The 23508-nt window shown below is 71.8% G+C and carries 22 protein-coding genes; 8 read left to right on the plus strand and 14 right to left on the minus strand.

Annotated features, from left to right (window positions below):
- Positions 1-219: 219 nt before the first annotated feature.
- Positions 220-1209, plus strand: a complete 990-nt coding sequence (locus C7S10_RS18450; RefSeq protein WP_207769461.1) for a TerC family protein — start codon at positions 220-222, stop codon at positions 1207-1209.
- A 33-nt stretch (positions 1210-1242) separates the two neighbouring features.
- On the opposite strand, the gene C7S10_RS18455 is transcribed toward C7S10_RS18450, so the two are convergent.
- Together C7S10_RS18455 and C7S10_RS18460 are read right to left on the minus strand one after the other, a co-directional pair.
- A complete protein-coding gene (locus tag C7S10_RS18455) occupies positions 1243-1827 on the minus strand; it encodes an HhH-GPD-type base excision DNA repair protein (RefSeq protein ID WP_108345915.1) in 585 nt (194 codons plus the stop codon).
- 65 nt (positions 1828-1892) lie between these two features.
- Positions 1893-2294 carry a universal stress protein gene (locus C7S10_RS18460; protein WP_108345916.1) on the minus strand — a complete coding sequence of 134 codons (402 nt, stop codon included), beginning with the start codon at positions 2292-2294 and terminating at the stop codon, positions 1893-1895.
- Between the two features lie 132 nt (positions 2295-2426).
- Between C7S10_RS18460 and C7S10_RS18465 the strand changes: the two genes are divergently transcribed.
- The gene (locus C7S10_RS18465) at positions 2427-2870 is read left to right on the plus strand and encodes a hypothetical protein (RefSeq protein WP_108345917.1); all 444 of its coding nucleotides are present in this window, start codon (positions 2427-2429) and stop codon (positions 2868-2870) included.
- On the opposite strand, the gene C7S10_RS18470 is transcribed toward C7S10_RS18465, so the two are convergent.
- The gene (locus tag C7S10_RS18470) at positions 2871-4334 is read right to left on the minus strand and encodes a glutamate-cysteine ligase family protein (protein WP_108345918.1); all 1464 of its coding nucleotides are present in this window, start codon (positions 4332-4334) and stop codon (positions 2871-2873) included. It abuts the gene before it with no gap.
- Positions 4335-4384: 50 nt separating this feature from the next.
- Positions 4385-5338, minus strand: a complete 954-nt coding sequence (locus C7S10_RS18475; RefSeq protein ID WP_108345919.1) for a DUF4192 domain-containing protein — start codon at positions 5336-5338, stop codon at positions 4385-4387.
- A 95-nt stretch (positions 5339-5433) separates the two neighbouring features.
- Here C7S10_RS18475 and C7S10_RS18480 point away from each other — a divergent pair, with 95 nt between their 5' ends.
- Both C7S10_RS18480 and C7S10_RS18485 read left to right on the plus strand, forming a co-directional pair.
- Positions 5434-6738, plus strand: a complete 1305-nt coding sequence (locus C7S10_RS18480; protein ID WP_108345920.1) for a DNA polymerase IV — start codon at positions 5434-5436, stop codon at positions 6736-6738.
- A 639-nt stretch (positions 6739-7377) separates the two neighbouring features.
- Positions 7378-8388: a sigma-70 family RNA polymerase sigma factor gene (locus C7S10_RS18485; RefSeq protein ID WP_108345921.1), complete on the plus strand. Its 1011-nt coding sequence runs from the start codon at positions 7378-7380 to the stop codon at positions 8386-8388.
- Positions 8389-8619: 231 nt separating this feature from the next.
- Here the strand turns inward: C7S10_RS18485 and C7S10_RS18490 are convergent, their stop codons facing one another.
- From C7S10_RS18490 to C7S10_RS18500, 3 genes are read right to left on the minus strand one after another with little or no spacing between them, the layout of a single operon-like run.
- Complete coding sequence (locus C7S10_RS18490) at positions 8620-9912, minus strand: glycoside hydrolase family 3 N-terminal domain-containing protein (protein ID WP_108345922.1); 1293 nt, start codon at positions 9910-9912, stop codon at positions 8620-8622.
- 47 nt (positions 9913-9959) lie between these two features.
- A complete protein-coding gene (coaE, locus tag C7S10_RS18495; RefSeq protein ID WP_108345923.1) occupies positions 9960-10550 on the minus strand; it encodes a dephospho-CoA kinase in 591 nt (196 codons plus the stop codon).
- 2 nt (positions 10551-10552) lie between these two features.
- Positions 10553-10972, minus strand: coding sequence for a MarR family winged helix-turn-helix transcriptional regulator (locus tag C7S10_RS18500; protein ID WP_108345924.1), 420 nt, complete (start codon positions 10970-10972; stop codon positions 10553-10555).
- Between the two features lie 80 nt (positions 10973-11052).
- On the opposite strand from C7S10_RS18500, the gene C7S10_RS18505 reads away from it, so the two are divergent.
- On the plus strand, positions 11053-12864 hold the full coding sequence (locus C7S10_RS18505) for an ABC transporter ATP-binding protein (protein ID WP_108345925.1): 1812 nt from the start codon (positions 11053-11055) through the stop codon (positions 12862-12864).
- Between the two features lie 10 nt (positions 12865-12874).
- On the opposite strand, the gene C7S10_RS18510 is transcribed toward C7S10_RS18505, so the two are convergent.
- From C7S10_RS18510 to C7S10_RS18530, 5 genes are read right to left on the minus strand one after another with little or no spacing between them, the layout of a single operon-like run.
- Complete coding sequence (locus C7S10_RS18510; RefSeq protein ID WP_243395463.1) at positions 12875-13465, minus strand: GNAT family N-acetyltransferase; 591 nt, start codon at positions 13463-13465, stop codon at positions 12875-12877.
- Between the two features lie 27 nt (positions 13466-13492).
- Positions 13493-14146 carry a maleylpyruvate isomerase N-terminal domain-containing protein gene (locus tag C7S10_RS18515; protein ID WP_108345926.1) on the minus strand — a complete coding sequence of 218 codons (654 nt, stop codon included), beginning with the start codon at positions 14144-14146 and terminating at the stop codon, positions 13493-13495.
- A gap of 49 nt (positions 14147-14195) precedes the next feature.
- Positions 14196-15056 carry a sulfotransferase family protein gene (locus C7S10_RS18520; RefSeq protein ID WP_108345927.1) on the minus strand — a complete coding sequence of 287 codons (861 nt, stop codon included), beginning with the start codon at positions 15054-15056 and terminating at the stop codon, positions 14196-14198.
- 4 nt (positions 15057-15060) lie between these two features.
- Positions 15061-16350, minus strand: coding sequence for an aspartate aminotransferase type Ic (locus tag C7S10_RS18525; RefSeq protein ID WP_108345928.1), 1290 nt, complete (start codon positions 16348-16350; stop codon positions 15061-15063).
- Between the two features lie 34 nt (positions 16351-16384).
- On the minus strand, positions 16385-17332 hold the full coding sequence (locus C7S10_RS18530; protein WP_108345954.1) for a GlxA family transcriptional regulator: 948 nt from the start codon (positions 17330-17332) through the stop codon (positions 16385-16387).
- Between the two features lie 93 nt (positions 17333-17425).
- On the opposite strand from C7S10_RS18530, the gene C7S10_RS22345 reads away from it, so the two are divergent.
- Together C7S10_RS22345 and C7S10_RS18535 are read left to right on the plus strand one after the other, a co-directional pair.
- A complete protein-coding gene (locus tag C7S10_RS22345; protein ID WP_165807218.1) occupies positions 17426-17587 on the plus strand; it encodes a hypothetical protein in 162 nt (53 codons plus the stop codon).
- Positions 17588-17631: 44 nt separating this feature from the next.
- A complete protein-coding gene (locus C7S10_RS18535) occupies positions 17632-18909 on the plus strand; it encodes a class I adenylate-forming enzyme family protein (protein WP_243395464.1) in 1278 nt (425 codons plus the stop codon).
- Here C7S10_RS18535 and C7S10_RS18540 read toward each other — a convergent pair.
- Positions 18898-19446 (minus strand): DUF1707 SHOCT-like domain-containing protein, encoded by a 549-nt coding sequence (locus C7S10_RS18540; protein WP_165807219.1) that lies wholly within the window; start codon positions 19444-19446, stop codon positions 18898-18900. The genes C7S10_RS18535 and C7S10_RS18540 overlap by 12 nt on opposite strands.
- A gap of 94 nt (positions 19447-19540) precedes the next feature.
- Entirely contained in the window at positions 19541-21022 is a 1482-nt protein-coding gene (gene rpsA / locus C7S10_RS18545; RefSeq protein WP_108345931.1) for a 30S ribosomal protein S1, read from the minus strand.
- Between the two features lie 677 nt (positions 21023-21699).
- Between rpsA and C7S10_RS18550 the strand changes: the two genes are divergently transcribed.
- A partial coding sequence (locus C7S10_RS18550; protein WP_207769462.1) for an Ig-like domain-containing protein occupies positions 21700-23508 on the plus strand: 1809 nt, incomplete at its 3' end.

Consider the following 23508-nt stretch of genomic DNA (forward strand, 5'->3'; position numbering starts at 1 on the left):
ATTCTGCCACGGCCACCCTCAGGGTCCGAACCGGCGCCGTGGTTGGACTGAACTTGAGTGGATTCGTACACTTTGCGTCGAGGGGAGTACCTCACCAAGATCATCCGGTCAGTACGGCGCCACCACTGGCGCCCCGGATGGGCGCCCGCGGTCCGACGGACCGGGGCGAGGGAGACCTCAGGCCATGACACGTGTGTCCTGAGAACCCGAGGAGCCCCTGTGCTCGACTCCATCGCCACCCCCACCCTGTGGTGGATCACCATCGCCGCGGTCGTCGGACTGCTGGTGGTCGACTTCGTCGCGACCCGCAAGCCGCACGAGGTCTCGATGAAGGAGGCGACCGCCTGGTCCGTCTTCTACATCACCCTCCCCCTGCTGTTCGGCCTCTACGTCTGGAACGCGCACGGCGCCGACCGGGGGCTGGAGTACTACACCGGATACCTCGTCGAGAAGACGCTCAGCGTGGACAACCTGTTCGTCTTCATGCTGCTGCTCGCGGCCTTCGCCGTGCCCAAGGTCCTGCAGCAGCGGGTGCTGCTCTACGGCATCGTCGGCGCGCTCGTCCTGCGCGGCATCTTCATCGCCCTCGGGGCGGCCGCCCTCGAGCGCTTCGACTGGGTCTTCCTGGTGTTCGGCGGCGTGCTGCTCCTGACCGGACTCAAGCTGCTGCGCGACGCGATGTCGGGCCACGACCACGAGGTGGACGTCGAGGACATGCGCATCGTGCGCCTCGCCCGCCGGCTGATGCCGGTGACCAGCGACTACGAGGGCAGCCGCATGAGCGTGGTCCGCGAGGGTCGCCGCTGGCTGACGCCGCTGGCCCTGGTGGTGGTCGCGGTGTTCGCCACCGACATCGTCTTCGCCGTCGACTCGGTGCCGGCCGTCTACGGCATCACCGGCGATCCCTACCTGGTCTTCGCGACCAACGCCTTCGCCCTGCTCGGCCTGCGCGCGCTGTACTTCGTGCTGCAGGGCGCACTCGACAAGCTGGTCCACCTGTCCTACGGGCTCGCCGCGATCCTCGGCTTCATCGGCGTCAAGCTGGTCCTGCACTGGGCGCACGGCGTGTGGCCCGGTGTGCCGTCCGTGCCGACGCTGGCCTCGCTGGGCGTGATCGTGGGCATCCTGGCGCTGACCACGGCCACGAGCCTGGTCGCCTCGCGCCGGCGCGAGCAGGAGCCGGAGGCGCCCGAGGACGTCACCGTCTGACCGGACGCCAGCAGTGTTGCCGGGGCCGGACCGTCAGTCGACGGCTCCGGCCCCGGCAGTCGACTTGGCGGCGGCCTTCTTCTGCTTCTTGTAGTCGCGCACCTTCTGCAGCGACGCGGGGTCGACCACGTCGGCCACCGACCGGTAGCCGTCGAGGGCGTAGTCGCCGACGACGCCCTCCCAGCCGTCGGGGCGCACGCCGCGCTGCTTGGCGAGCAGGGCGACGAAGATCTGCGCCTTCTGCTTGCCGAAGCCGGGCAGCGCCATGATCCGCCTGAGCAGGTCCTTGGCGTCCGACGCCTCGGTCCACAGCCGGGAGGCGTCCCCGTCGTAGTCGTCGGTGACGATCCGGGCGAGCTCCTGGAGCTTGGTCGACATCGAGCCGGGGAACCGGTGGATGGCGGGGGTCGTGGCCGCCATCGCCGCGAACTCCTCGGGGTCCGCGGCGGCGATCGCGGCCGGGTCGAAGGAGCCGAAGCGCGCGGTCACCTTGGCGGGACCGCGGAACGCGTGCTCCATGGGGTACTGCTGGTCGAGCATCATCCCCGCGAGGAGCGCGAAGGACGACTCGTCGAGGATCTGGTCGGCGGCGGCGTCGCCGGTGATCTGGATGGCCATGCGGCCATCTTGCCCGATCCGGGCGTGGCCGCCGACCGTGTCGTGGGTGCTTCCTCGGCCGGCCCTCAGTCCGCCTTGACCGCGAGCACCGGGCAGTGCGCGTCGAGCAGGATGCGCTGCGCGTTGGAGCCGAGGATGAGCTTGCCGACGGGCGAGCGGCGCCGCAGGCCGATGACGAGGAGCTCGGCGGAGTTGGCCTCGGCGAGGCTGATCAGGTCCTCGGCCGGCTCGAAGCCGCGCACGAGCTGCCGGATGTCGTACTCCACGCCGGACGCGTCGAGCGTCGTGCGCACGGCCTCCATGTCGTCCTCGGCCGCTCGCGCCTTGTTCTGGTCGAAGTCGTTGCCGCCGCGGTGGGAGTTGACCACCACGAGCTTGCTGCCCCGCAGCTTGGCCTCCGAGATGGCGGTGGCGAGAGCGGCTTCGCCCTCCGGCTTGGGGACGTATCCGACGACGACGGTGCCCATGGGGTCTCCTTCTCGCGTGCCGGCGCGCAAGGTTGCGCCCGGGCTCGTTTGCACCGTACCGAATCCGTGCGCTCCGCGGGAGCCTGTGGAGGACGCGATGCGGATCGGGTCGCACCGGGGCAGGGTGGTCCCATGCCGCTGTCCGCGCCCATCACCCGCACCGACCACGCCGTGCTGCGGGCCGCCGTCATCGCGCTCAAGGAGGAGACGCCGCGCGGTCGCCTGCCGGTCGTGCTGCACGTGGGCGTGCCGGGTCGGGCGCACGCCTCGCACGGCGTGGCACCCGGCCAGCGGCTCGACCAGGCCCTGCGCGGCGACCTGTGTGCGGCCCTGCTCCAGCGCACGGCGACGGCCGGTCCGAGGTGGGCCTGGCTCACCCGCAGCGGGCCGCTGGAGCTGCACGACGCCGACGTCGCCTGGTCGGCTGCGTGGTACGCCGCGTGCGCGGAGGCGCAGGTCGACGTGCCGTTCGTCGTGGTCACGCGCGCCGGCTGGCGCGACCCGCGCAGCGACGTACGCCGCGAGTGGAGCCGACTGCGTCGTCGCTCGGGGACGCCGGAGAGTCCGGGGAGCTGATCAGTCCCAGGTGTGGGCGGGCTCGTTGGTGTGCATGCGCTCGCGATACTCCAGCAGCGTGGCCCGCAGGGCGTCGAACCGGTCCTCGCTGCCGCGCTGGTGCATGCGGTTCACGAACCACTCGGCCCCGTTGGTGCCCAGCAGGCACCGCTGCTCGATGATCCCGAGCAGCCGGTCGCGCACCGACGCCTCGACGCCCCACGAGTCGAGCCCCTCGGCCGCCATCGGGAGCAGGCGGCGCACGACGAGCTCGGTGGCCCGCACCTGGCCGATGCCGGGCCAGTAGATCTGGGCGTCGATGCCCTGCTGGGCGGCGACGTGGAAGTTCTCCTCGGCGGCCGAGAATGACATCTGCGACCACAACGGCCGCTCGCTCTCGGCCAGGAAGCGCACCAGCCCGAAGTAGAAGGCGGCGTTGGCGATCGTGTCGGCCACCGTGGGCCCCGCGGCCAGCAGCCGGTTCTCCACGCGCAGGTGCGGCACTCCCCCGGCGATGTCGTAGACGGGACGGTTCCAGCGGTAGATCGTGCCGTTGTGGAGCCGCAGCTCAGGCAGGTTGGGGGTGCCACCCGACTCCAGGACCTCGAGCGGGTCCTCGTCGTCGGTGATCGGCAGCAGGGCCGGGAAGTAGCGGACGTTCTCCTCGAACAGGTCGAAGACCGAGGTGACCCAGCGCTCGCCGAACCACACGCGCGGCCGTACGCCCTGCACCTTGAGCTCGTCGCTGCGGGTGTCGGTGGCCTGCTCGAACAACGGGATGCGGGTCTCGCGCCACAGCTCCTTGCCCAGGAGGTACGGCGAGTTGGCGGCCACCGCGAGCTGCACCCCGGCGATCGCCTGCGACGCGTTCCAGTAGTCGGCGAAGTCGTCGGGCGAGGTCTGCACGTGGAACTGGGTGCTCGTGCACGCGGCCTCGGGCACGATCGAGTCGGCCGTGGTGGAGAGCCGGTCGCGGCCGGTGATGTTGATGGTGATGTCCTCACCGCGCGCGGAGAGGATCTGCTCGCTCAGCAGCTTGTAGCGCGGGTTGGAGCTGAGGCTGTTGACCTCCATGTGGCCCTCGTCGAGGGTCGGGAGGATGCCGATCATCACCTGGTGGGCGCCCGACCTCGACGCCTTCTCCTCGGCGTCGTTGAGGGAGCGGCGCAGGCTCTCCTCGAAGGTCGTCAGCCCGCCCTCGCGCAGGGTCGCCGGGGCGACGTTGATCTCGATGTTGAACTGGCCCAGCTCGGTCTGGAACTCGGGCGAGGCGATCGCCTCGAGCACCTCGGCGTTCTTCAGGGCCGGGTCGCCGTTCTCGTCGACGAGGTTGAGCTCGACCTCGAGCCCGGTCATCGGGTCGTCGGTGTCGAAGCGGGCCTCCCGCAGCATCCGGGCGAACACGTCGAGGTTGCGGCGCACCTTCTCCCGGTGCTGGGTGCGGTCCGCGCGTGAGAACTCCTGCTGCTCCACCTCTTCGCCCATGGGGTGACCCTAGCGAGGAGCGCGCCGCGGCGGGAGGAGCCGACCAGCCGTCAGGCGGCGCCCTCCCCCGGCCGCGTCATCGACGCCCACAGGTCGGGCGAGGTGGCGGACGTCAGGAGGTCCGCCACCAGCCGCGCGAGCGAGTGCTGCGGCGCGACCGAGCGAGCCAGGTCGACGGCGCACCAGGCGAGCGCCCCCTCGCCGGCGAGCCAGGCGGTGAACGCGAGGACCGAGGCCGGACCGGGCACCAGCACCTCCGGCGTGCGCCGCACGACGTCGCTCCAGAACTCGACGTACGTCCGGGCGACGTCGCGGGTGAGCCAGCACCAGGCCTCGTCCCGCAGGTCAGGGAGCGCGAGCGCGACGGCCAGCGTGGCCACTGCCTCGGCCGGGGCCGGCTCCCGCGCCTCGGCGTGCCGGCTCACCAGCGGGCGCACCCCGGCCGGGGCGAGCGGCCGGGCGGCGTCGAGCAGGTCACCCACCTGACGGGCGGCGTCGTCGTCGCGGGCGAGGGTGGCGGCGAGCGCCTCCCGCGAGGCGTGGGTGACGCGACCGCTGAGGACGGACTCGGCGGCGAACCGGTGGTGGTCGACGTCGAAGGGGACGCCGCGGTAGGTCTCGGGCGCGCGGCCCGGCAGGACCGAGAACCAGTGACCGTCGTGGACCCGGAGCACCTCGAACACCTCGACACCGGCGGCGGCGAGGGCCTCGTGCAGCGTCCACGCGGTCTCGTCGGCGACGGCGGTGTCGTCGTCGTAGACGACGAGCACGACCGTGGTCACGGCGTGCGCGGCAACAGGATGCAGGAGCGCCTCGACGACCAGGTCGACGTCGGACTCGTCGTCGGGCAGGTCGGCGCGGGCGTGGAACGGCCGGTCACCGGCGAGGCTGAGGAGCACGACCGAGTGGGCGGGTCGGAAGCCGATGGCGACGGGGACGAAGGCCAGCAGGTCCTCGGGACAGGTGGCCCGCATCGGGCGCGGGCTGTGGTGTGGAGTGGTCATGGACGGACGCTTCCCCTCGCTACGACAAGGATGCGAGGAGATGTCGGGCTGTGGACAACCGACTGCGACAATGGCGGGATGAGGCGGAACGGCACGTGAGGAGCACCGCCTCGGTCCTCCACCTCGACCTCGACGCGTTCTTCGCCGCCGTGGAGCAGCGCGACAAGCCGTCGCTGCGCGGCAAGCCGGTCATCGTGGGCGGGGTCGGCGGGCGGGGCGTCGTCGCCACCGCGTCCTACGAGGCCCGGGTGTTCGGCGTCCGCTCGGCGATGTCGACGCGCGAGGCCCGGGCCCGTTGCCCGCACGCGGCGTTCCTGACGGGTCGCTTCCACGCCTACCGCGAGACGTCCGGCAAGGTGATGGCGGTCCTGCGCGCCGCGTCCCCGCTGGTCGAGCCGCTCTCCCTCGACGAGGCCTTCGTCGACCTCGCCCAGGCCGGGCTGCCGGACCTGGAGGTGGCCACCGTCGCGGCGTACGGCGAGGAGCTGCGCGCGCAGGTCGCCGAGGTCACCGGCGGGCTGACCGGGAGCGTGGGCATCGGGTCCTCGAAGTTCATCGCCAAGGTCGCCAGCGAGCTCGACAAGCCGGACGGGTTGACCGTGGTCGCGCCCGGCACCGAGCGCGACCTGCTGCGACCGATGAAGGTGGGCGTCATCCCGGGCGTCGGCCCCGCCACCAACGAGCGGCTGCGACGCGCCGGCATCCACACCATCGCCGACCTCGAGGCGGTGACCGAGGACGAGATGGTGCGCCTGCTCGGCAACGCCCACGGCCACGGCCTCTTCCGGCTCGCCCGCGCCCAGGACGACCGGCCGGTGGTCGCCGACCGCGAGACCAAGTCGGTCAGCTCCGAGGGCACCTACGACACCGACCTCACCGACCGGAAGCTGATGGAAGGCCTGCTGGCGCGGCAGGCCACGCACGTCGGGGAACGGCTGCGCAAGCACGGGCTGTCGGGGCGCACGGTGACGATCAAGGTGCGCCTCCACGACTTCACCACGCTGAGCCGGTCGTCCACGCTGCCGAGCCCGACCGACAGCGGACCGGCCATCGGACGCGTCGCACGCTCCCTGCTCGCCGACCTGGACACCTCCGGTGGGGTGCGGCTGCTCGGCGTCGGGGTCTCGGGCCTCGCCGACTGGATCCAGGAGGACCTGTTCGGCGAGACGGAGCCGGAGGAGCCCGAGGTCGAGCTCCCGGCGCTGCCCTCCACCCGACGGTCCTACTCCCCCGGCATGGACGTGGTCCACGACGAGATGGGCCCCGGCTGGGTCTGGGGCTCCGGCAAGGGCGTGGTGACCGTGCGCTTCGAGACGGCTCGGACGCCGCCCGGCCCGGTGCGGTCCTACTCCGTGGACGACCCGGCGCTCGCACCTGCCCCCGTGCCGACCGAGGGATGAGGCCCGGCGGCCCCGCGACGTACGCCGGCACGTCATCCGCCGTTCGTTGCGGCCCGCGACGGGCGCTGCGACCATGGACGGGAGAAATGGGTGAGGGGCTCCAGGCGGTATGAGCGCTTGGAGCCCCTCGGTCTGACCGGTTGCGGTGACGTCCGGTCGATCATGACCTCCGCCGTCCTCCGAGGACCCCGTCACCGGGCCCCCGCAGCGAGCAAGCTCGCCGGGTGAGTTCGACTTTCCGATCCGATCCCCAACCCCGCAAGCGGTGTTGGTAGGGAGAGTTCTATGTCGCCGCGGCGGTGCCGCGCAAGGGGTTCGCGGAACAAAACCTCTGGTCCCACAGGCACGTCCACAGAAGGGTGCCTGTGCTCCACAGGTGGCGGCCCGTTCTCCACACAGGTGTGGATCACCCTGTGGATGACCAACACCGCGCATCCCTGTGGCCATCCATGGGTACGCACGCTCCGAACCACCCCTGAGAAGTCCCTGAGAGTTGGTCGAGGTTGCAACTCTGCGGAACAGCCGGACGTCAGTGCAGATGAAGGGCAACCACAGTTGCCGGGGAATCTCCGGACACCGTGAGCCGTTGAACACGACGTGACGCGATCCCGGGGATGCGGCACTACGGAGGAGGCGACCATGACCACGACACAGATCACCAAGAACGCACCGGCCCGCAGCGCGGCCGGCCGGGGCACGCGCGGAGCCACGCGGGAGATCGAAGGTCGCGACAGCGTCGGGTTGTACCTCGACGAGATCGCTCGCACTCCCCTGCTCGACGCCGCCACCGAGGTCGAGCTCTCCAAGACCATCGAGGCCGGCCTGCTGGCCGAGAAGCTGCTCGAGGAGGGCCGCGTCGGCCGCAAGAAGGGTGGCGCCCCGATGAGCGCCAACCAGGAGGAGCTCGAGTGGCTGGCCGAGGAGGGCCGCAAGGCCGTCGACCAGTTCATCTCCGCCAACCTGCGCCTCGTCGTGTCGATCGCCCGCAAGTACGGCCGCTCGCAGATGCCGATGCTCGACCTGATCCAGGAGGGCAACACCGGCCTGATCCGCGCGGTCGAGAAGTTCGACTACTCCAAGGGCTACAAGTTCTCGACGTACGCCACGTGGTGGGTGCGCCAGGCCATCACCCGCGGCATCGCCCAGCAGGCCCGCGTCGTCCGGCTGCCCGTCCACGTCGTCGAGGAGCTCAACCAGGTCTCGGGCGCGCGGCGCACCCTCGAGCGCCAGCTCGGCCGGGACCCGGAGCCGCACGAGATCGCCACCGAGCTCGGGATGGACATCGACCGCGTCCTCGACCTGATGTCGTGGGGCCGTGACCACGTCTCCCTCGACACCCCGGTCGACGAGGACGGCGACACCTCGCTCGGCGACCTGATGGCGCAGGAGACGGCCCCCGGCCCCGACCTGGAGTTCCTCGACGTCGAGGCCCGCCAGCGCCTCGAGGACCTGGTCGCGCACCTCGACGACCGGGCCGCCGACATCATCCGGGCCCGCTACGGCCTGACCGACGGCCGGCAGCACAAGCTCGCCGACATCGGCGCCAAGCACGGCATCTCCGCCGAGCGCGTGCGCCAGCTCGAGCGGGAGGCGCTGCAGAAGCTCCGCCGCATCGGCGACCCGGACCTCGCGACCGGCACCGCCGCCTAGCAGCACCCGTCACCGAGGCCCGCTCCGACGCACGTCGGGGCGGGCCTCGGGGCGTCTCGGACGTCGGTCGCGGCGGTGAGCCAGCCACGTTCCCGATCCGCGGACCGTGGCTCGCGCACCGCCGCCGTACGCCGACACGCGCCCACCCCTCCGAGCGGTGACCCACCCACAGTCCACCGCCGCGAACCGTGGCTCACGCACCGCCGCGGGGCGGCGACAAGGGAGCAGGGATCAGTACGCCGCGGAGGTGAGCGCGGCGGCCGCGTCGAGGGCGACGGTCCCGACATCGGCGGGCACGGGCTGCTCGGCGGCGGCACGCTGCTGCCAGAGCTGGAGGGCCACGACGCGCGCCGCGGCCTCCTCGATCCGCTCGCGGGACAGGTCGCCCTGCCTGAGTGCCTGCGTGACCACGCGATGGGTCTCGACGGTGTCGACGGGCATCAGCAACAGGTCGGCCCCGGCGTTGAGCGCGGCCACGGCCGGCTTGAACGACGACGCCACCGCGCCCATCCCGAGCGAGTCGGTGATGGCGACCCCCTGGAACCCCAGGTCGTCGCGGAGCAGGTCGTAGACCTCGGGCGCCAGCGAGGCGGGCACACCCGGAGCGATCGCGGTCAGGTCGAGGTGGCTCATCATCACGGCCGGGGCATGGGTGGCGATCGCGGCCTCGAAGGGAGGCAGGTCGTGCGCCTCGATCTCGGCGAGGGTCGAGTCGAGGACCGGCAGCGTGTCGTGGCTGTCGCTGGTCGCGGCGCCGTGGCCCGGGAAGTGCTTCGCGGTCGACACGACCCCCGCCGCGTCGAACCCGCGCACGGCCGCGGCGGTCGCCTTGGCGGCGACGGCCGGGTCCTCGCTGGCCGAGCGGGTGCCGATCGTCGGGTCAGCCGCGCCGATCGTCACGTCCGCCACGGGGGCGAAGACCCAGGTGAAGCCGAGGTCGCGCAGCTCCAGTCCGGTGGCGTACGCCGCCTGGCGCACGATCTCGCGACCCGACGGCCCGTCGGCCTCGATGGCCGCGCCCGCCGCCGTGAACGCGGGGAACTCGGTGGCGATGCCGCGCAGGTGCGAGACATAGCCGCCCTCCTGGTCGACGCCGAGGACGGGCGGGTAGCTGCGACCGTCGTCGAGCGATGCCTGCGTCAGCTCGGCGGTCATCTCCCGCACCTGGGTCTCGTCGACGACGTTGCCGTTGGTGATGGAGATCCCGGCGAGATGGTGCTCGCGCAGCATGGTGGCGACCTCGGTGGGGTCGGTGCCGAGGTAGCGGCCGACGATGACCTGCCCGGCGACCTCCTCGTCGCTCATGTCGGCCACGATCGCCTTCGCCCGGTCGAGCTCGCCGAGGGTCGGTCCCCAGCCCAGCCGGGTGCTGGGGTCCGGCGTCGGCTCCTGCGTGGCGCTCGAGCTCGCCGCGGGCTCCGCGCCGGTCGTCTCCGGCGCTCCGCTCGTGGACGTGCACGCCGCCAGCACGCCGACCACCAGGCTGGCCGTCAGGGCCAGGGCGGCTGATCGGGGGGTGGACACGGCGCGAAGGCTACCCGCGACGGCGGGCCCGTCCGAAACGCCGCGCCTCAGGCCTCGGCCAGCAGCGCGGCGTACACCGCGACGACCCGGTCGCGCAGCTCGTCGATGCTGCCGGTGTTCTCGATGACGTGGGTCGCGATGGCGAGCCGGTCCTCACGGGTCACCTGCGCCGCGATCCGGGCGAGGGCCTCGTCCCGGGTCCAGCCGCGGTCGGCGACCATCCGCGCGACCTGCACCTCGGGCGGGCTGTCGACCACGATCACGGCGTCGAAGGTGTCGGCCCGACCCCCCTCGGCCAGCAGAGGGATGTCGTGGACCACGAGGTCGTCGTCGTCCGCCTCCGCCTCGAGCTCCGCCATCCGTGCGATGACGAGCGGGTGGACGATCGCCTCGAGGCGCTTGCGTGCGTCGTCGTCGCCGAAGACCAGCGCCCCCATCGCCGGGCGGTCCAGGTCGCCGTCCGGCGTCAGCAGCGAGGGTCCGAACTCCGCCACCACCGCGTCGAGCCCGGGCGTCCCCCGACCCACGACCTCGCGCGCCAGCACGTCGGCGTCGACGATCACCGCACCCAGCTCGGCCAGCATCCCCGACACCGTGCTCTTGCCCGAGGCGATCCCCCCGGTCAGTCCGACCCGCATGGTCACTGTTCTCCCAACGTCGTGAGGATCCGGTCCAGCGTACGGCGATCACGCTCGCCGAGGACGTCGAGCACGCGCTCCGCGGCCTGCCCACGGACGTCCTCGATCCGCCGCAGCAACAGGCTGCCCTCGGCGGTGAGGGACACCAGGGACGCGCGCCGGTCGGACGGGTCGGCCACCCGCTCGATCCAGCCCTGCTCCTCCAGCGCGTCGGCGACCTCGGTGGTCGAGCGCGGCGTGATCCGGAGCCAGCCGGCGAGCACGGACAGGCGCAGCGGCTCGTGCGAGGCGATCACCCGCAGCGCGCGCGACTGGGAGGGGGTGATCCCCCACCCCTCGAGCTCGTGGGCCGTCTCGCGCCGGATCCGACGGGCGACCGCCATCAGCAGGTCTCCGGTCGAGTCGGACGGGGGCGACGTCATGGAATAACGATAGCGACAACGCGGTTGTAGCCTCATAGTGAGGTTACCTCACGACTTCAGACCTGAGAGGAGTTGGTCGCATGGATGACCAGCAGAGCTCCCGCCGCTCCCGCAGCGGCCGTCCCGACCCCGCCGACCGGCGGCAGCTCGTGGACCACCCCGTGTCGCTGGCCCGGATCGCGCGCCTCTTCGCGCCGCACCGCGCCACCCTGGCGATCGTGATCGCCCTGATCGTGCTGAGCTCGGCCGTCGGCCTGGCCCAGCCGTTCCTCGTCCGGCACGTCATCGACGACGCGCTCCCCCAGCAGGACGTGCGCCTGCTGGTCCTGCTGGTCCTCGGCATGCTCGGCGTCGCGGTCGCGACCGCCGCCATCGGCGTCGTGCAGACCTGGCTCTCGACCGCGGTCGGCCAGCGCGTCATGCACCGCCTGCGCAGCGACCTGTTCGCGCACCTCCAGCGCCAGTCGCTCGGCTTCTTCACCCGCACCCGCGGCGGTGACGTCCAGTCCCGCCTCGTCAACGACATCGGCAGCATGCAGGGAGTCGTCACCAGCACCGCCACCTCGATCGCGGCCAACGTGACCGTCGTGATCGGCACCGCCATCGCGATGGTCGCCCTGAGCTGGCGCCTCGCGCTGCTCTCCCTGGTCGTGCTCCCCCCGGCGGTCCTGCTGACCCGGCAGGTGGCGCGGATGCGGCACACCATCACCGCCCAGCGCCAGCGCCGGCTGGCCGACCTGCACGTGCAGATCGAGGAGGGGCTCTCGGTCAGCGGCGTGCTGCTCACCAAGACCCTCGGCGTCGGCAGCGCGCTCAGCGCCCGCTTCGAGGACACCTCGGCCGACCTCGTCGACCTCGAGATCCGCTCCCGCCTCGCCGGTCGCTGGCGGATGGCGACGATGAACATCATCTTCGCCGCGATCCCGGCCGCCATCTACCTCGCCGCCGGCTTCCCCGCGACCGCCGGCGGCATGACCATCGGCACCCTCGTCGCGTTCATCGCCCTCCAGGGGACCCTGTTCCGCCCACTGATGGGGCTCCTCAACGTCGGCGTCGACATCACCTCGTGCATGGCCCTGTTCTCCCGGATCTTCGAGTACGCCGACCTGCCGGTCGACCTCCCCGAGCCCGTCGACCCCGTGCCGCTCCCCCGGCTCGGCGGACAGGTCACCTTCGAGCACGTGGGCTTCGGCTACGACCCCGACCGCCCCGTCCTCACCGACATCGACCTCACGGTGCCCGCGGGCTCCAGCCTGGCGCTCGTCGGCACGACCGGCAGCGGCAAGTCCACGATGGCCGGGCTGGTCGCCCGCCTGCACGACCCGACGCAGGGCCGCGTGCTGGTCGACGGCGTCGACGTCCGCGACGTGGCGGCGACCGACCTCGCGAGCCGGGTCGGGATGGTGACCCAGGAGACCTACCTGATGCACACCAGCATCCGCCAGAACCTGCTGCACGCCCGTCCCGACGCCACCCAGCAGGAGATCGAGGACGCGTGCCGCCAGGCGCAGGTCCACGACCTGATCGCCGGGCTGCCGGACGGCTACGACACGATCGTCGGCTCGCGCGGCCACCGGTTCTCCGGAGGCGAGAAGCAGCGCCTCGCGATCGCGCGCACCCTGCTCCGCGACCCGGCCGTGCTGGTGCTCGACGAGGCCACCAGCGCCCTCGACAACGAGACCGAGCGGGCCATCCAGGCCTCCCTCGACGCGCTGGCACGGGGTCGCACCACGATCACCATCGCGCACCGGCTCTCCACCGTCCGCAACGCCGACCGGATCGCCGTGCTCGACCACGGCCGCGTCGTGGAGACCGGCACCCACGAGGAGCTGCTGCTCCGGGGCGGGCACTACGCCACCCTGGTCCGCGGCAGCCTCGCCGAGGCCGCCTGACGGCGGTGCGTCAGCCGGTCACCTGCCGGCGCATCACCCAGCGCCACTTGGCGATCCTGCGGTCCCGCTCGAAGCCGAGGTCGGCATACAGCGTCTCAGGCCCCGTGTGGAGGTAGGCGCCCCGCTGCGGGGGTCGGTCGTCCACCTGCTCGGGGTAGGCCTCGACGACGCCGCCCCCGGCCGCCACGATCTCCGCGAGCACGCCGGTCACCGCGGCCCGGGCCACCCCTTGGCCGCGGTGCCGCCTGTCGGTGAAGATGCAGCCGATGCGCCAGTCGGGCAGGTCGGTGAGCTCGCGGGCGTACGCCGTGGCGTTCTTGATGGTGGCGATCTCGTCGGGCGAGCCGAACTGGCACCAGCCCACGGCCTCGTCGCCGTCGTAGACGAGCAGCTGGTGGACGGTCTCCTCACGGACGCGGGCGAGCTTGGCCTCCCGGTTGCCCTCCGCGCTGCCGGCCGAGAATCCCTCCGGGTGGAAGCCCATGCACCAGCACCCGCCCCACACGCCGTTGTTGGCCTCGACCAGCCGGGCGAAGTCGGGCCAGGTGTCCTCCGTCAGGAGCCGCGTGGTGTAGCCGCGTTCCGCCATCACGTCGTCCATCGTCCGTCCTCTCCCGGTGCAGCGCGATCAGAAGGCGGACACGGCGCCGTGCGACCGCTCCCGGCGGCTCAGCGCGCGGACCAGGTCGACCGATCCGTGGCGGCGGGCCGCCAGGGCTGCCAGCAGGGCCAGCACCGGCTCCACGACCTCCGGCGAGAAGTCCGGCGGCGGCGTGCCGATGCTGACGGCGAGGTCGTCGGCGTGCACCACGATCTCCATCAGCCGCACGACCAGGAAGTCGTCGGTGGGCAGCGCGCAGTCCTGCCAGGGCACGTAGGTGGTCGGTCCGGCGGCCGCGATCGCCGCCGCCAGCTCCCGGGCGGAGGACCGGAGCACCTCGAGCGACTCCTCGGCACCAGCAGCGGCCATCGCGTTGAAGTCGTCGCGGATGGAGGTGTTCTCCGCCGCGTCGACCGGGGCTCGCCACCAGTCGACCCGGTCGTAGTGGTCGACCAGCTGGACCGCGTCGGCTCCCGGTGGTCCGGGAGTCGTGAGGAACTCCACCGCGCACTCGGGCTGGCTGACCAGGTGTCGCACCAGCCCGCCGACCGTCAGCCCGTCCAGCGCCGAGGTCCGGTCCCACGCCTCGGCGACGGCCGTGCTCTCGACGAGCGGGGCGAGGAGGTCGACGGCGTCGACGACGGCGGAGCGGTCCAGGGTCCCGGCGAAGGTGAGCGGCATGGACCCACCGTGCCAGAGGTCGCGGACGATCGGCGTCCGGAACCTCGGATCAGCTCGGCTGCAGGCCGGCCTTCGCGGCGTACGTCGCTGCCTGCTCGTCGGCGTCGAGCTGACCGGTCAGCAGGCGCTCGGTGGTCCAGTGGTCGACGGACAGGCCGGTCTGGGCGACGTAGCCGGCCAGCTCCGGCTCGAGCGCCCGCGCCAGCGTCATCAGGTCCGCCCCCGTCGGCGCGGTGCCGGTGATCGACGGGGACCCCGCCATCAGCTTCCGCAACGGCGGGTAGGGCTTGAACCGACCGACCCCGATGTGCTCGGTGACCCGGTCGAGCGTCGCGTTGGGCTCGGCCAGCATGGTCGCGAAGTCGATGAAGAGCCACTGCTCGCGCGGGAACACGCTGAGCCCGTGGCGGACCTGCCCGCCGTAGTAGCCGCGGATCACGCCGGAGGCACGCATGAACCTCGCCCGCCCGCCGGGGCCGGCGAACTCCGCCGGCAGCTCGGTCGGGAAGTCGTCGGGCCGCCACGCCATCATCTCGGGCCAGTCGGGTGCCTTGTCGGGCTGGCGTTCGCGCACCATCACCCACTGGCTGACGAGCCGGTCGATCGGGTCGCGGAAGGTGGCGATCAGCCGCATGTCGGGGCGCTGGGTGCGCATCCGCTCCAGCGCCCCGGGCATCAGCAGGTAGCGCGGCGTGGCGTCGCCGAGGGCGGCGTGGATGGGGCGCGCGTGCGTGATGCCGTACGTCGCGTGGTCGAGCTCGCGCCAGGTGGCCTCGTCGACGTCGAACCATCCCATCTCCTTGCGTGGCGGGCGGGCCACCTGTGGGTGCTGGTTGAGCATCCACTGGAGCGTGGACGTGCCTGCCTTCTGGGCGCCGACGATCGAGAAGGTGAAGGGCAGGAACGCCACCGGGTCAGCCCTGCGCCGAGGCGGTCGCCTGCTCCGCGGCGGCCAGCAGGATGCAGGTCGCGACCGCGTCGATGGCGGCCGTGACCTCCTCGAGCGGCGGCATGGTCGGGGCGATCCGGATGTTCTGGTCGTGGGGGTCCTGGCCGTGCGGGAAGGACGAGCCGGCCTGGGTCAGCGCGACGCCCGCGTCCTTGGCCAGCGCGATGACGCGAGCCGCGGTGCCGGGCACCACGTCGAGGTTGACGAAGTAGCCGCCGGCGGGCTTGTTCCAGGTCGCGACGTCGTAGCCGCCGAGCCGCTCGGAGAACACCCGGTCGACCTCGGCGAACTTCGGGGCGATGATCTCGCGGTGCTTGGCCATGTGGTCGCGCACGCCCTGGGCCGAGCCGAAGAACTGGACGTGGCGCAGGTGGTTGACCTTGTCGGGGCCGATCGAGCCGTTGCCGAGGTGCCCGAGGTACCACGCGACGTTGTTCACCGAGGCGGCGAGGAACGCGACCCCGGCGCCGGCGAAGGTGATCTTGGAGGTCGAGGCGAACATGATCGGCCTGTCCGGGTGGCCCGCGGCCGACGCCAGGGTGAGGATGTCGGCGCTCTTGGCCTCCTCCTCGGTGAGGTGGTGCAGCGCGTAGGCGTTGTCCCAGAAGATCTTGAAGTCGTGGGCGGCGGTCTCCATCGAGGCGAGCCGCGCGGCCACCTCCTGGCTGCACACGGAGCCGGCCGGGTTGGCGTAGGTCGGGACGACCCACATGCCCTTGATCGAGCGGTCGTCCTTGACCAGGCGTGCGACCGCCTCGGCGTCGGGACCGTCGTCGTTCATCGGCACCGTGATCATCTCGATGCCGAGCGACTCGAGCAGCGTGAAGTGGCGGTCGTAGCCGGGGACCGGGCAGATGAACTTGATCGTCCCTTCCTTGCTCCACGCGCGGTCGCTGTCGCGGGCGCCGAAGAGCAGCATGTAGATCAGGCAGTCACGCATCATGGTCAGGCTGGAGTTGCCCCCTGCGATGACCTGCTCGGGCTCGACCCACAGCAGGTCGGCGAACATCTCGCGCAGCTCGGTCAGGCCGGTGAGGCCGCCGTAGTTGCGGACGTCGGTGCCGGACCCGTCGGTGAAGCCGTTGGGCAGGTTGAGCAGCTCGTCGGAGAGGTCCAGCTGCGCCGCCGACGGCTTGCCCCGCGTCAGGTCGAGCTTGAGGCCACGGGTCTTCAGGTCGTCGTACGCCGTCGTCTGCTCCTGGAGCAGGGCGGCGAGGTCGTCACGGGACAGGGCGGCGAGGGGCTGGTGCGTCACGAGGGCAAGGCTACCGAGGTCGGTGCGGCGTCGCTCAGGCTGTCTGGCTGAAGGTACGGCGATACTCCACCGGGCTCACACCGCGGCTGCGGCCGAAGTGGTGGCGCAGCGTGGCGGCGTTGCCGAAGCCCACCTCGCCCGCGATCCAGTCGATCGAGTGGTCGGTCTGCTCGAGCAGCTCCTCGGCCGCCTGGACGCGCTGGGCGAGCACCCAGCTGTACGGCGTCGTGCCGGTCTCGTCCTTGAAGCGCCGAGCGAAGGTGCGCGGCGACATGTGCATGTGGCGGGCCAGCTCCTCGACGGTGAGCTCCTCGGCGAGGTTGGCCGAGATCCACGCCAGCAGGGGCGCCAGTGCCTCCGACTCGCACACCGGCACCGGACGGGCGATGTACTGCGCCTGCCCGCCGTCGCGGTGCGGCGGGACCACGATCCGGCGGGCGGCCGTGGCGGCGACGCGCGACCCGAACTGCTGGCGCATCAGGTGCAGCGCCGCGTCGAGCCCGGCGGCGGAGCCGGCGCCGGTCACCAGGTTGTCCTCCTGGACGTAGAGCACGTTGCCGTCGACGAGCGCCTCGGGATAGAGCGCGGCCAGCTCGTCGACGTGCCGCCAGTGGGTGGTGCAGCGCTTGCCGTCCAGCAGGCCGGCCTCGCCGAGGATGAACGCGGCCGAGCAGTGCGCGAAGACGAAGGCCCCGCGACCGTGCGCGTGCTGGACGAGCTCGACGACCTCGGGCGACGGCTCGAGGTAGCCCCGCTTGGGGATCACGCAGACGAGGTCGGCGTCGGCGGCCTGGTCGAGGCCGAGGTCGACGTGCAGGTCGTAGACACTGCCCCGGACACGCCCCGGACGAGGCGTGGTCACGACGAAGTCGAAGACGGGGTTGTCGTCCTCGGGGTGGTAGGGCTCGGCCCACACCTCGCACATCGCGCCCAGCCCGAACGGCTCGGCCCCGTCCTGGACCACCACGGCGACCTTGTGCATGGGGCCAGCCTGCGCCATGAGTGGCAGAAAATCAACTAACCCTGTCATTCCTGCCACTGGTGGCAGCATCGCGATGGGCGCAGACTTTCTGCCATGACCTCCTTCGCCTTCATCATCGTCCTCGCCGCCCTCGCCACGCTGCTCGTCAGCTACGCCCGCCACGACCTGTTCGCCGGATCCGCCACCCACGCGGACGACCACGACGAGCTCGGTCCCGTCGAGGTGCGCCAGCACCTCGTTCCCCGCAGCTCCTGACTCCCGTTGGCGGTACGCCGGTCGTCCTTGCTTGGATGAGGCGCATGGACGCACCGCACCTCGGCCCCGGGAGCCGGGTCGCCCTGCTCGTGCCGGGCTCGGCGCCGTACGTCGACCTCGTGCTCGCGCTCCTGGCCGACGGCGTCTTCCCGGTCCCCCTCGACCCGGCCCTGACCGAGTCCGAGCGCACGCGCATCCTCGAGCCGATCCGCCCCGACCTCGTCGTGACCGACCAGCGCGACCTCGAGCGCCTGCTCGAGGCCCACGCGGCCGGTCGCTCCCGCGCTCCGCAGGGGCGACCGATCCACTGCACCAGCGGGACGACCGGCACGCCGAAGGGCGTCTTCTCCGGCCTGCTCTCCCCCGCCGACGCGGCGGCGCTCGTCGCCGAGGAGCGCGACCTGTGGGGCTTCGGTGCCGACGACGTCAACCTCGTGCTGAGCCCGCTGCACCACTCGGCTCCGCTGCGGTTCGCGATGGGCACGCTGCTGGCCGGGGGCAGGATCGTCGTCCCGGGCAGGTTCGACCCGGCCGTCGTGACCGCGGCCGTCCGGGAGCACCGCCCGACCACGATGTTCTGCGTGCCGACCCACCTCCAGCGGCTCTTCGCCCACTGGGACGAGGTCGGCGTCCCCGACCTGTCGAGCTTCCGGCTGGTCGCGCACGCCGGAGCGCCCTGCCCGACGTCGCTGAAGCACCGACTGATCGAGGCCTTCCCGGACGCGAGCACGTGGGAGTTCTACGGCTCCACGGAGGGACAGTTCACGGCCTGCCGCTCCGAGGACTGGCTCGAGCACCCGGGGACCGTCGGGCGGGCCCGGCCCGGCCGCTCCATCACCACCGACGAGGACGGCCGGCTGTGGTGCGTGGTGCCACCCCACGCGCGCTTCACCTACCTCGGCGCCCCGGAGAAGACCGCCGCGGCGTGGCGCGAGACCTCCGACGGTCCGGCGTTCACCGTCGGCGACGTCGGGCGCATCGACCCCGACGGCTTCGTCCACCTCGACGGCCGGCGTGACGACCTCGTCATCAGCGGCGGCGTGAACGTCTATCCCCTCGAGGTCGAGAACGCCCTGCGCGAGGTCGAGGGCGTCGAGGACGTGGCGGTGTTCGGCCTCCCCGACCCCGACTGGGGCCAGCGGGTCTGCGCCGCGGTCGTCGGGAGCGTGGACACCGGTGTGCTGGTCGGGCACGCGCGCGCCGTGCTTGCTCCGGCGAAGCGACCCAAGACCTACCTCCACGTCGACGAGCTGCCCATGACCGCGACCGGGAAGGTGCGCCGCGACAGGCTGCCCGCCCTCGCCGAGAGGTCAGCGCAGTGAGAACCGCGGGCGGCGCACGTCCACGCGCCCGACACCGAGTCGTCCGGCCACGATGATCGCGGGGCGTCCGCTCCGCGGTTGCGGTGGCAGGTCGTTGCGGACCGATCCCCACCCGGTCCTGAGCCCGACGAGACTCACCCCCCACGAGCGCGGGACGAGCAGGCGCACGCGACCGAGCCCGGGCCGCACCTCGACGTGCACCTCGCGGTGGGGGCAGACGGCCCGGGTGAAGTCGAGGCGCACGTCGGCGACGGCGGCCGTCACCAGGAGCCGCGGCGGCACCTCCCACGGGCCCGACCGCACCTGGCGACCGAGCCCCGCGTTGAGGACCAGCACCGCGCCCGGGTCCGGGATCGGCCCGAGGTCCCGGACCAGGACGCGCAGCTCGCCCATCGTCCGTGCCGACACCGCCCGGTCGGTGCGGTGGTGGAGCTCCTCGTAGTCGATGCGACCCGCCGCGAACGCGTCGCCGAGCAGGGCGACGACCTCGTCGCGGTCGCTGTCGCCCGCACGCACCTGGGAGTCGCGAGCAGCCACGTGTCCATGAAAGCACGCGGGCGTACGGCGCCCCGGAACGCCGAACGGCCCACCGGCAGTGCCGGTGGACCGTTCGGTGAGGAGTGTCAGGCGATCAGGCCTGGCCACCCGTGAGCTTCTCGCGAAGCGCCTGCAGCGCCTCGTCGGACGCGAGCGAGCCGCCGGTGTCGCCACCGGTCTCGGCCACGTCGTCGCCACCGGAGGAGTAGGACGTCGCCTCGCCGGCCTCGGCCTCGGCCACCTTGGCCTCGGCCTGCTGCTTGACGTGGGCCTCCCAGCGCTCGTGCGCCTTGGCGTACTGCTCCTCCCAGACCGCGCGCTGGTCGTCGAAGCCTTCGAGCCACTCGCCCGTCTCGGGGTCGAAGCCCTCGGGGTAGACGTAGTTGCCCTGCTCGTCGTACGTCGCGGTCATGCCGTACAGCGTCGGGTCGAAGTCCTCGACCTCGGCCGCGGCGGCCGTCTCGTTGGCCTGCTTGAGCGACAGCGAGATCCGGCGACGCTCGAGGTCGATGTCGATGATCTTGACCATGACGTCGTCGTTGACCTGGACGACCTGCTCGGGGATCTCGACGTGACGCTCGGCGAGCTCGGAGATGTGCACGAGGCCCTCGATGCCCTCCTCGACGCGGACGAACGAACCGAAGGGCACCAGCTTGGTGACCTTGCCCGGGACGATCTGGCCGATCTGGTGGGTCCGGGCGAAGTGCTGCCACGGGTCTTCCTGGGTGGCCTTGAGCGACAGGGAGACGCGCTCGCGGTCCATGTCCACGTCGAGCACCTCGACGGTGACCTCGTCACCGACGGTGACGACCTCGGACGGGTGGTCGATGTGCTTCCACGACAGCTCGGAGACGTGCACGAGGCCGTCGACGCCGCCGAGGTCCACGAAGGCACCGAAGTTGACGATCGAGGAGACGACGCCCTTGCGGATCTGGCCCTTCTGGAGCTGGGTCAGGAAGCCGTGGCGGACCTCGGACTGGGTCTGCTCGAGCCAGGCGCGGCGCGAGAGCACGACGTTGTTGCGGTTCTTGTCGAGCTCGATGATCTTCGCCTCGAGGACCTGGCCGACGTAGGGCTGCAGGTCACGCACGCGGCGCATCTCGACCAGCGACGCGGGCAGGAAGCCACGCAGGCCGATGTCGATGATGAGGCCGCCCTTGACGACCTCGATGACGGTGCCTTCGACGACGCCGTCCTCCTCCTTGACCTGCTCGATGGTGCCCCAGGCGCGCTCGTACTGAGCGCGCTTCTTGGACAGGATCAGCCGGCCTTCCTTGTCCTCCTTCTGGAGGACCAGGGCCTCGACCGCGTCGCCCACGGAAACGACCTCGGACGGGTCGACGTCGTGCTTGATCGAGAGCTCGCGGGAGGGGATGACACCTTCGGTCTTGTAGCCGATGTCGAGGAGGACCTCGTCACGGTCGACCTTGACGATGGTGCCCTCGACGATGTCGCCGTCGTTGAAGTACTTGATGGTCGCGTCGATCGCCGCGAGGAAGTCCTCTTCGGAGCCGATGTCGTTGATCGCGACCTGGGGCGCGTCGTAATCGGGAAGAGTGGAGATGGTGCTCGTCATAAGGGAAGTGATTCCTTGGGTGGATAGAAGTAGATGAGGACACGCGTGAAGGTCGGTTTCGCATGCGATGAGCAGCAGCGAGCTGTGGGTCCGCTCCGGATGGGACTCGCGCAGACCTCTGGCGCACCCTGAAGACTACGCGCGCGCCGCGCCGCGAGTCCAACTGGGGAACCCCCGCGTGACCTCGGCGATCGGCGGTCGTTGACCTGGGTGTCCGCGCCCGGGGCAGGTCGGGGACACGTACGACGGAATCATCCATTCGCTGCGTCGCCGTTGGCCGGGGGTCGATGGCGCGGTGTTCGTCTCTCCCGAGAGGACGCCTGCTGTGCTTGTACGTCGAAGAGGTCTCGCCGCCGCCGCGCTCCCACTGAAGGTGCCCGACAGGGCAGCCGCCGCCGTGGCTCGCGGAACGACCGCGCCGCCACGCGCCTAGGACCCCCCGGAGCGAGGGGGCGGGCATGCCGCCGCATGCGCCGAGCGCCCGCCCCCTCGCGTTTTCCTCCCGCCCCCAGGGGTGGGACAACCCGTCCAATTTCCCGGTCCCGGTCCACAGCCTCGCCATCAACGCCTACGGTGTGCTCGCGAAACCGCAGTAGTTGGGGGCTACAGAACTGCTGGGGTCGCACCCGGGGAAGCCAGCTGACCTTGTGTCGCAGCCTCCACGAAAGGAACGGATCGTGAAAATCCGTCCGCCACGCTCGCTCGTGGCATGCCTGACCACCCTCGCGCTCGCGCCGGTCCTCGCCGTCACGACAACGAGCGCACCCGCGTCTGCCGCTCCGCTGCCGGCCGACTACAGCGCATCGGCGCACGGCGACCTGGTGGGCCTCTCCGCCACCCTGCTGGGGCTGCCGTCTCTGGCCAACGCCCGGATCGGCCACAGCCTCGCCGACGTCGACAGCACTCGCGCCTCAGGTGACGTGATGGCCGATGCCGCCAACCTCGACGCCTCCCTGCTCTTCGGCGGCGTCAACGTCCCCGTCGGACGCCAGCGCGCGACCGCCGCGCCGAAGTCGGATCCCGCGCCGGACAGCCTGCTCGGATCGTCGCTCGACGTCCTCGACCCCGTCGTCGACGTCGGCGTCATCGGCGTCGACACCTACGCCGACTACACCTCCGACAACGCGTGCCCGCCCGCGGTCGGCAACGAGCGCGTCCTCAGTGACTCCCGCACCGAGCTGGCCGGTGCCACCCTCGTCTCCGCCGGCGGCCTGGGCAACCTCGCCAGCGTGGGAGCCTCCACCTTCCACAGCACCACCAAGCTCGTCGACGACGGCGACGGCGGGTCCGACGTGGTCTCCACGACCGAGGCCGTGCTCGGCGACATCCGCCTGCTGGGCAACACCGTCCGCGTCAACGTCGGAAGCACTCCCTCCACGCCGGTCCGGGTCGTGGCCCGTTCCAACGGCACCACCGGGACCGTGCAGCTGGTCAACCCGCCCACCATCACCGCGACCGTCGGTGCGACCCAGACGCCGATCCCGCTCAACGGCAACGCGGTCACGATCGCCACCGGCAACCCGCTCGTGACGGTCACGCTCAACGCGTTCAACCAGAACTCCGTGGTCAACACGGGCTCGGGTGCCGCGGCATCGGCCGACCTCCAGTACCTCCTGCGCGCGCGGGTCAACGTGCTCCCCGTCATCCCCGGCACACCGGTCGCCAACGTCGACCTCAACCTGGCCCCCCTGAGCGTCCGCGCCCAGGCCCCGGCCGGTGGGGTGGAGTGCTCGACGCCCGACGCCCAGGCGCCCGGCGCGCCGGCCATCACCGACCCGTCCGCTGGCGACGAGGTCACGGATCGCACCCCCACCATCACCGGCACCGGCGCCGAGCCCGGCTCGACCGTGACGGTCTACGGCACCGACGACGCTACGGTGCTGTGCACCGACGTCACCGTGGGCGCCGACGGGACGTGGTCCTGCTCCCCTGACGACGATCTCCCGCTCGGGTCGGTCACGGTCAGGGCGACCTCGACCGATGCCTCCGGCAACGAGTCACCACGGTCCGCGCCCGTGACGTTCACCATCGTCGCCTCCCCCGACACCGAGGCACCGGCCACGCCCGTGATCCTCACCCCGGCGCAGGGCGGCACCACCGACGACAAGACCCCGACCGTCAGCGGCACCGCCGAACCCGGCTCGACCGTGACCGTGAGCGAGAACGGCACGGAGGTGTGCACCGCGCAGACCAACGGGCTCGGCGTGTGGAGCTGCACGCCGGCCACCGACCTCGCCGAGGGTGAGCACACCTTCGACGCAATCGCGGAGGACGCGGCCGGCAACAAGTCGGAGGCCGACTCCGTGACCTTCACGATCAACGACACGACCGCGCCCAACCCGCCGGTCATCTCGTCTCCTGCCGACGGAGACGCCATCGACGACACGACCCCGACCGTGACCGGCACCGCCGAACCCGGCTCGACGGTCACCGTCACCGAGGGCGGCACCACCATCTGCACCACCCAGGCCGACGGCACCGGCAAC

Source organism: Nocardioides currus (assembly GCF_003057875.1).
Lineage (GTDB): Bacteria > Actinomycetota > Actinomycetes > Propionibacteriales > Nocardioidaceae > Nocardioides > Nocardioides currus.

Bases quoted from the DNA above. Each gene is read 5' to 3' on its own strand.
- C7S10_RS18470 (WP_108345918.1), bottom strand. From the start codon at position 4,334: ATGGGCGAAGAGGTGGAGCAGCAGGAGTTCTCACGCGCGGACCGCACC.
- coaE (WP_108345923.1), bottom strand. From the start codon at position 10,550: ATGCGGGTCGGACTGACCGGGGGGATCGCCTCGGGCAAGAGCACGGTG.
- C7S10_RS18465 (WP_108345917.1), top strand. From the start codon at position 2,427: ATGCCGCTGTCCGCGCCCATCACCCGCACCGACCACGCCGTGCTGCGG.
- C7S10_RS18515 (WP_108345926.1), bottom strand. From the start codon at position 14,146: ATGCCGCTCACCTTCGCCGGGACCCTGGACCGCTCCGCCGTCGTCGAC.
- C7S10_RS18535 (WP_243395464.1), top strand. From the start codon at position 17,632: ATGGACGCACCGCACCTCGGCCCCGGGAGCCGGGTCGCCCTGCTCGTG.
- C7S10_RS18485 (WP_108345921.1), top strand. From the start codon at position 7,378: ATGACCACGACACAGATCACCAAGAACGCACCGGCCCGCAGCGCGGCC.
- C7S10_RS18475 (WP_108345919.1), bottom strand. From the start codon at position 5,338: ATGACCACTCCACACCACAGCCCGCGCCCGATGCGGGCCACCTGTCCC.
- C7S10_RS18505 (WP_108345925.1), top strand. From the start codon at position 11,053: ATGGATGACCAGCAGAGCTCCCGCCGCTCCCGCAGCGGCCGTCCCGAC.
- C7S10_RS18510 (WP_243395463.1), bottom strand. From the start codon at position 13,465: ATGGACGACGTGATGGCGGAACGCGGCTACACCACGCGGCTCCTGACG.
- C7S10_RS22345 (WP_165807218.1), top strand. From the start codon at position 17,426: ATGACCTCCTTCGCCTTCATCATCGTCCTCGCCGCCCTCGCCACGCTG.
- C7S10_RS18500 (WP_108345924.1), bottom strand. From the start codon at position 10,972: ATGACGTCGCCCCCGTCCGACTCGACCGGAGACCTGCTGATGGCGGTC.
- C7S10_RS18530 (WP_108345954.1), bottom strand. From the start codon at position 17,332: ATGCACAAGGTCGCCGTGGTGGTCCAGGACGGGGCCGAGCCGTTCGGG.
- rpsA (WP_108345931.1), bottom strand. From the start codon at position 21,022: ATGACGAGCACCATCTCCACTCTTCCCGATTACGACGCGCCCCAGGTC.
- C7S10_RS18460 (WP_108345916.1), bottom strand. From the start codon at position 2,294: ATGGGCACCGTCGTCGTCGGATACGTCCCCAAGCCGGAGGGCGAAGCC.
- C7S10_RS18455 (WP_108345915.1), bottom strand. From the start codon at position 1,827: ATGGCCATCCAGATCACCGGCGACGCCGCCGCCGACCAGATCCTCGAC.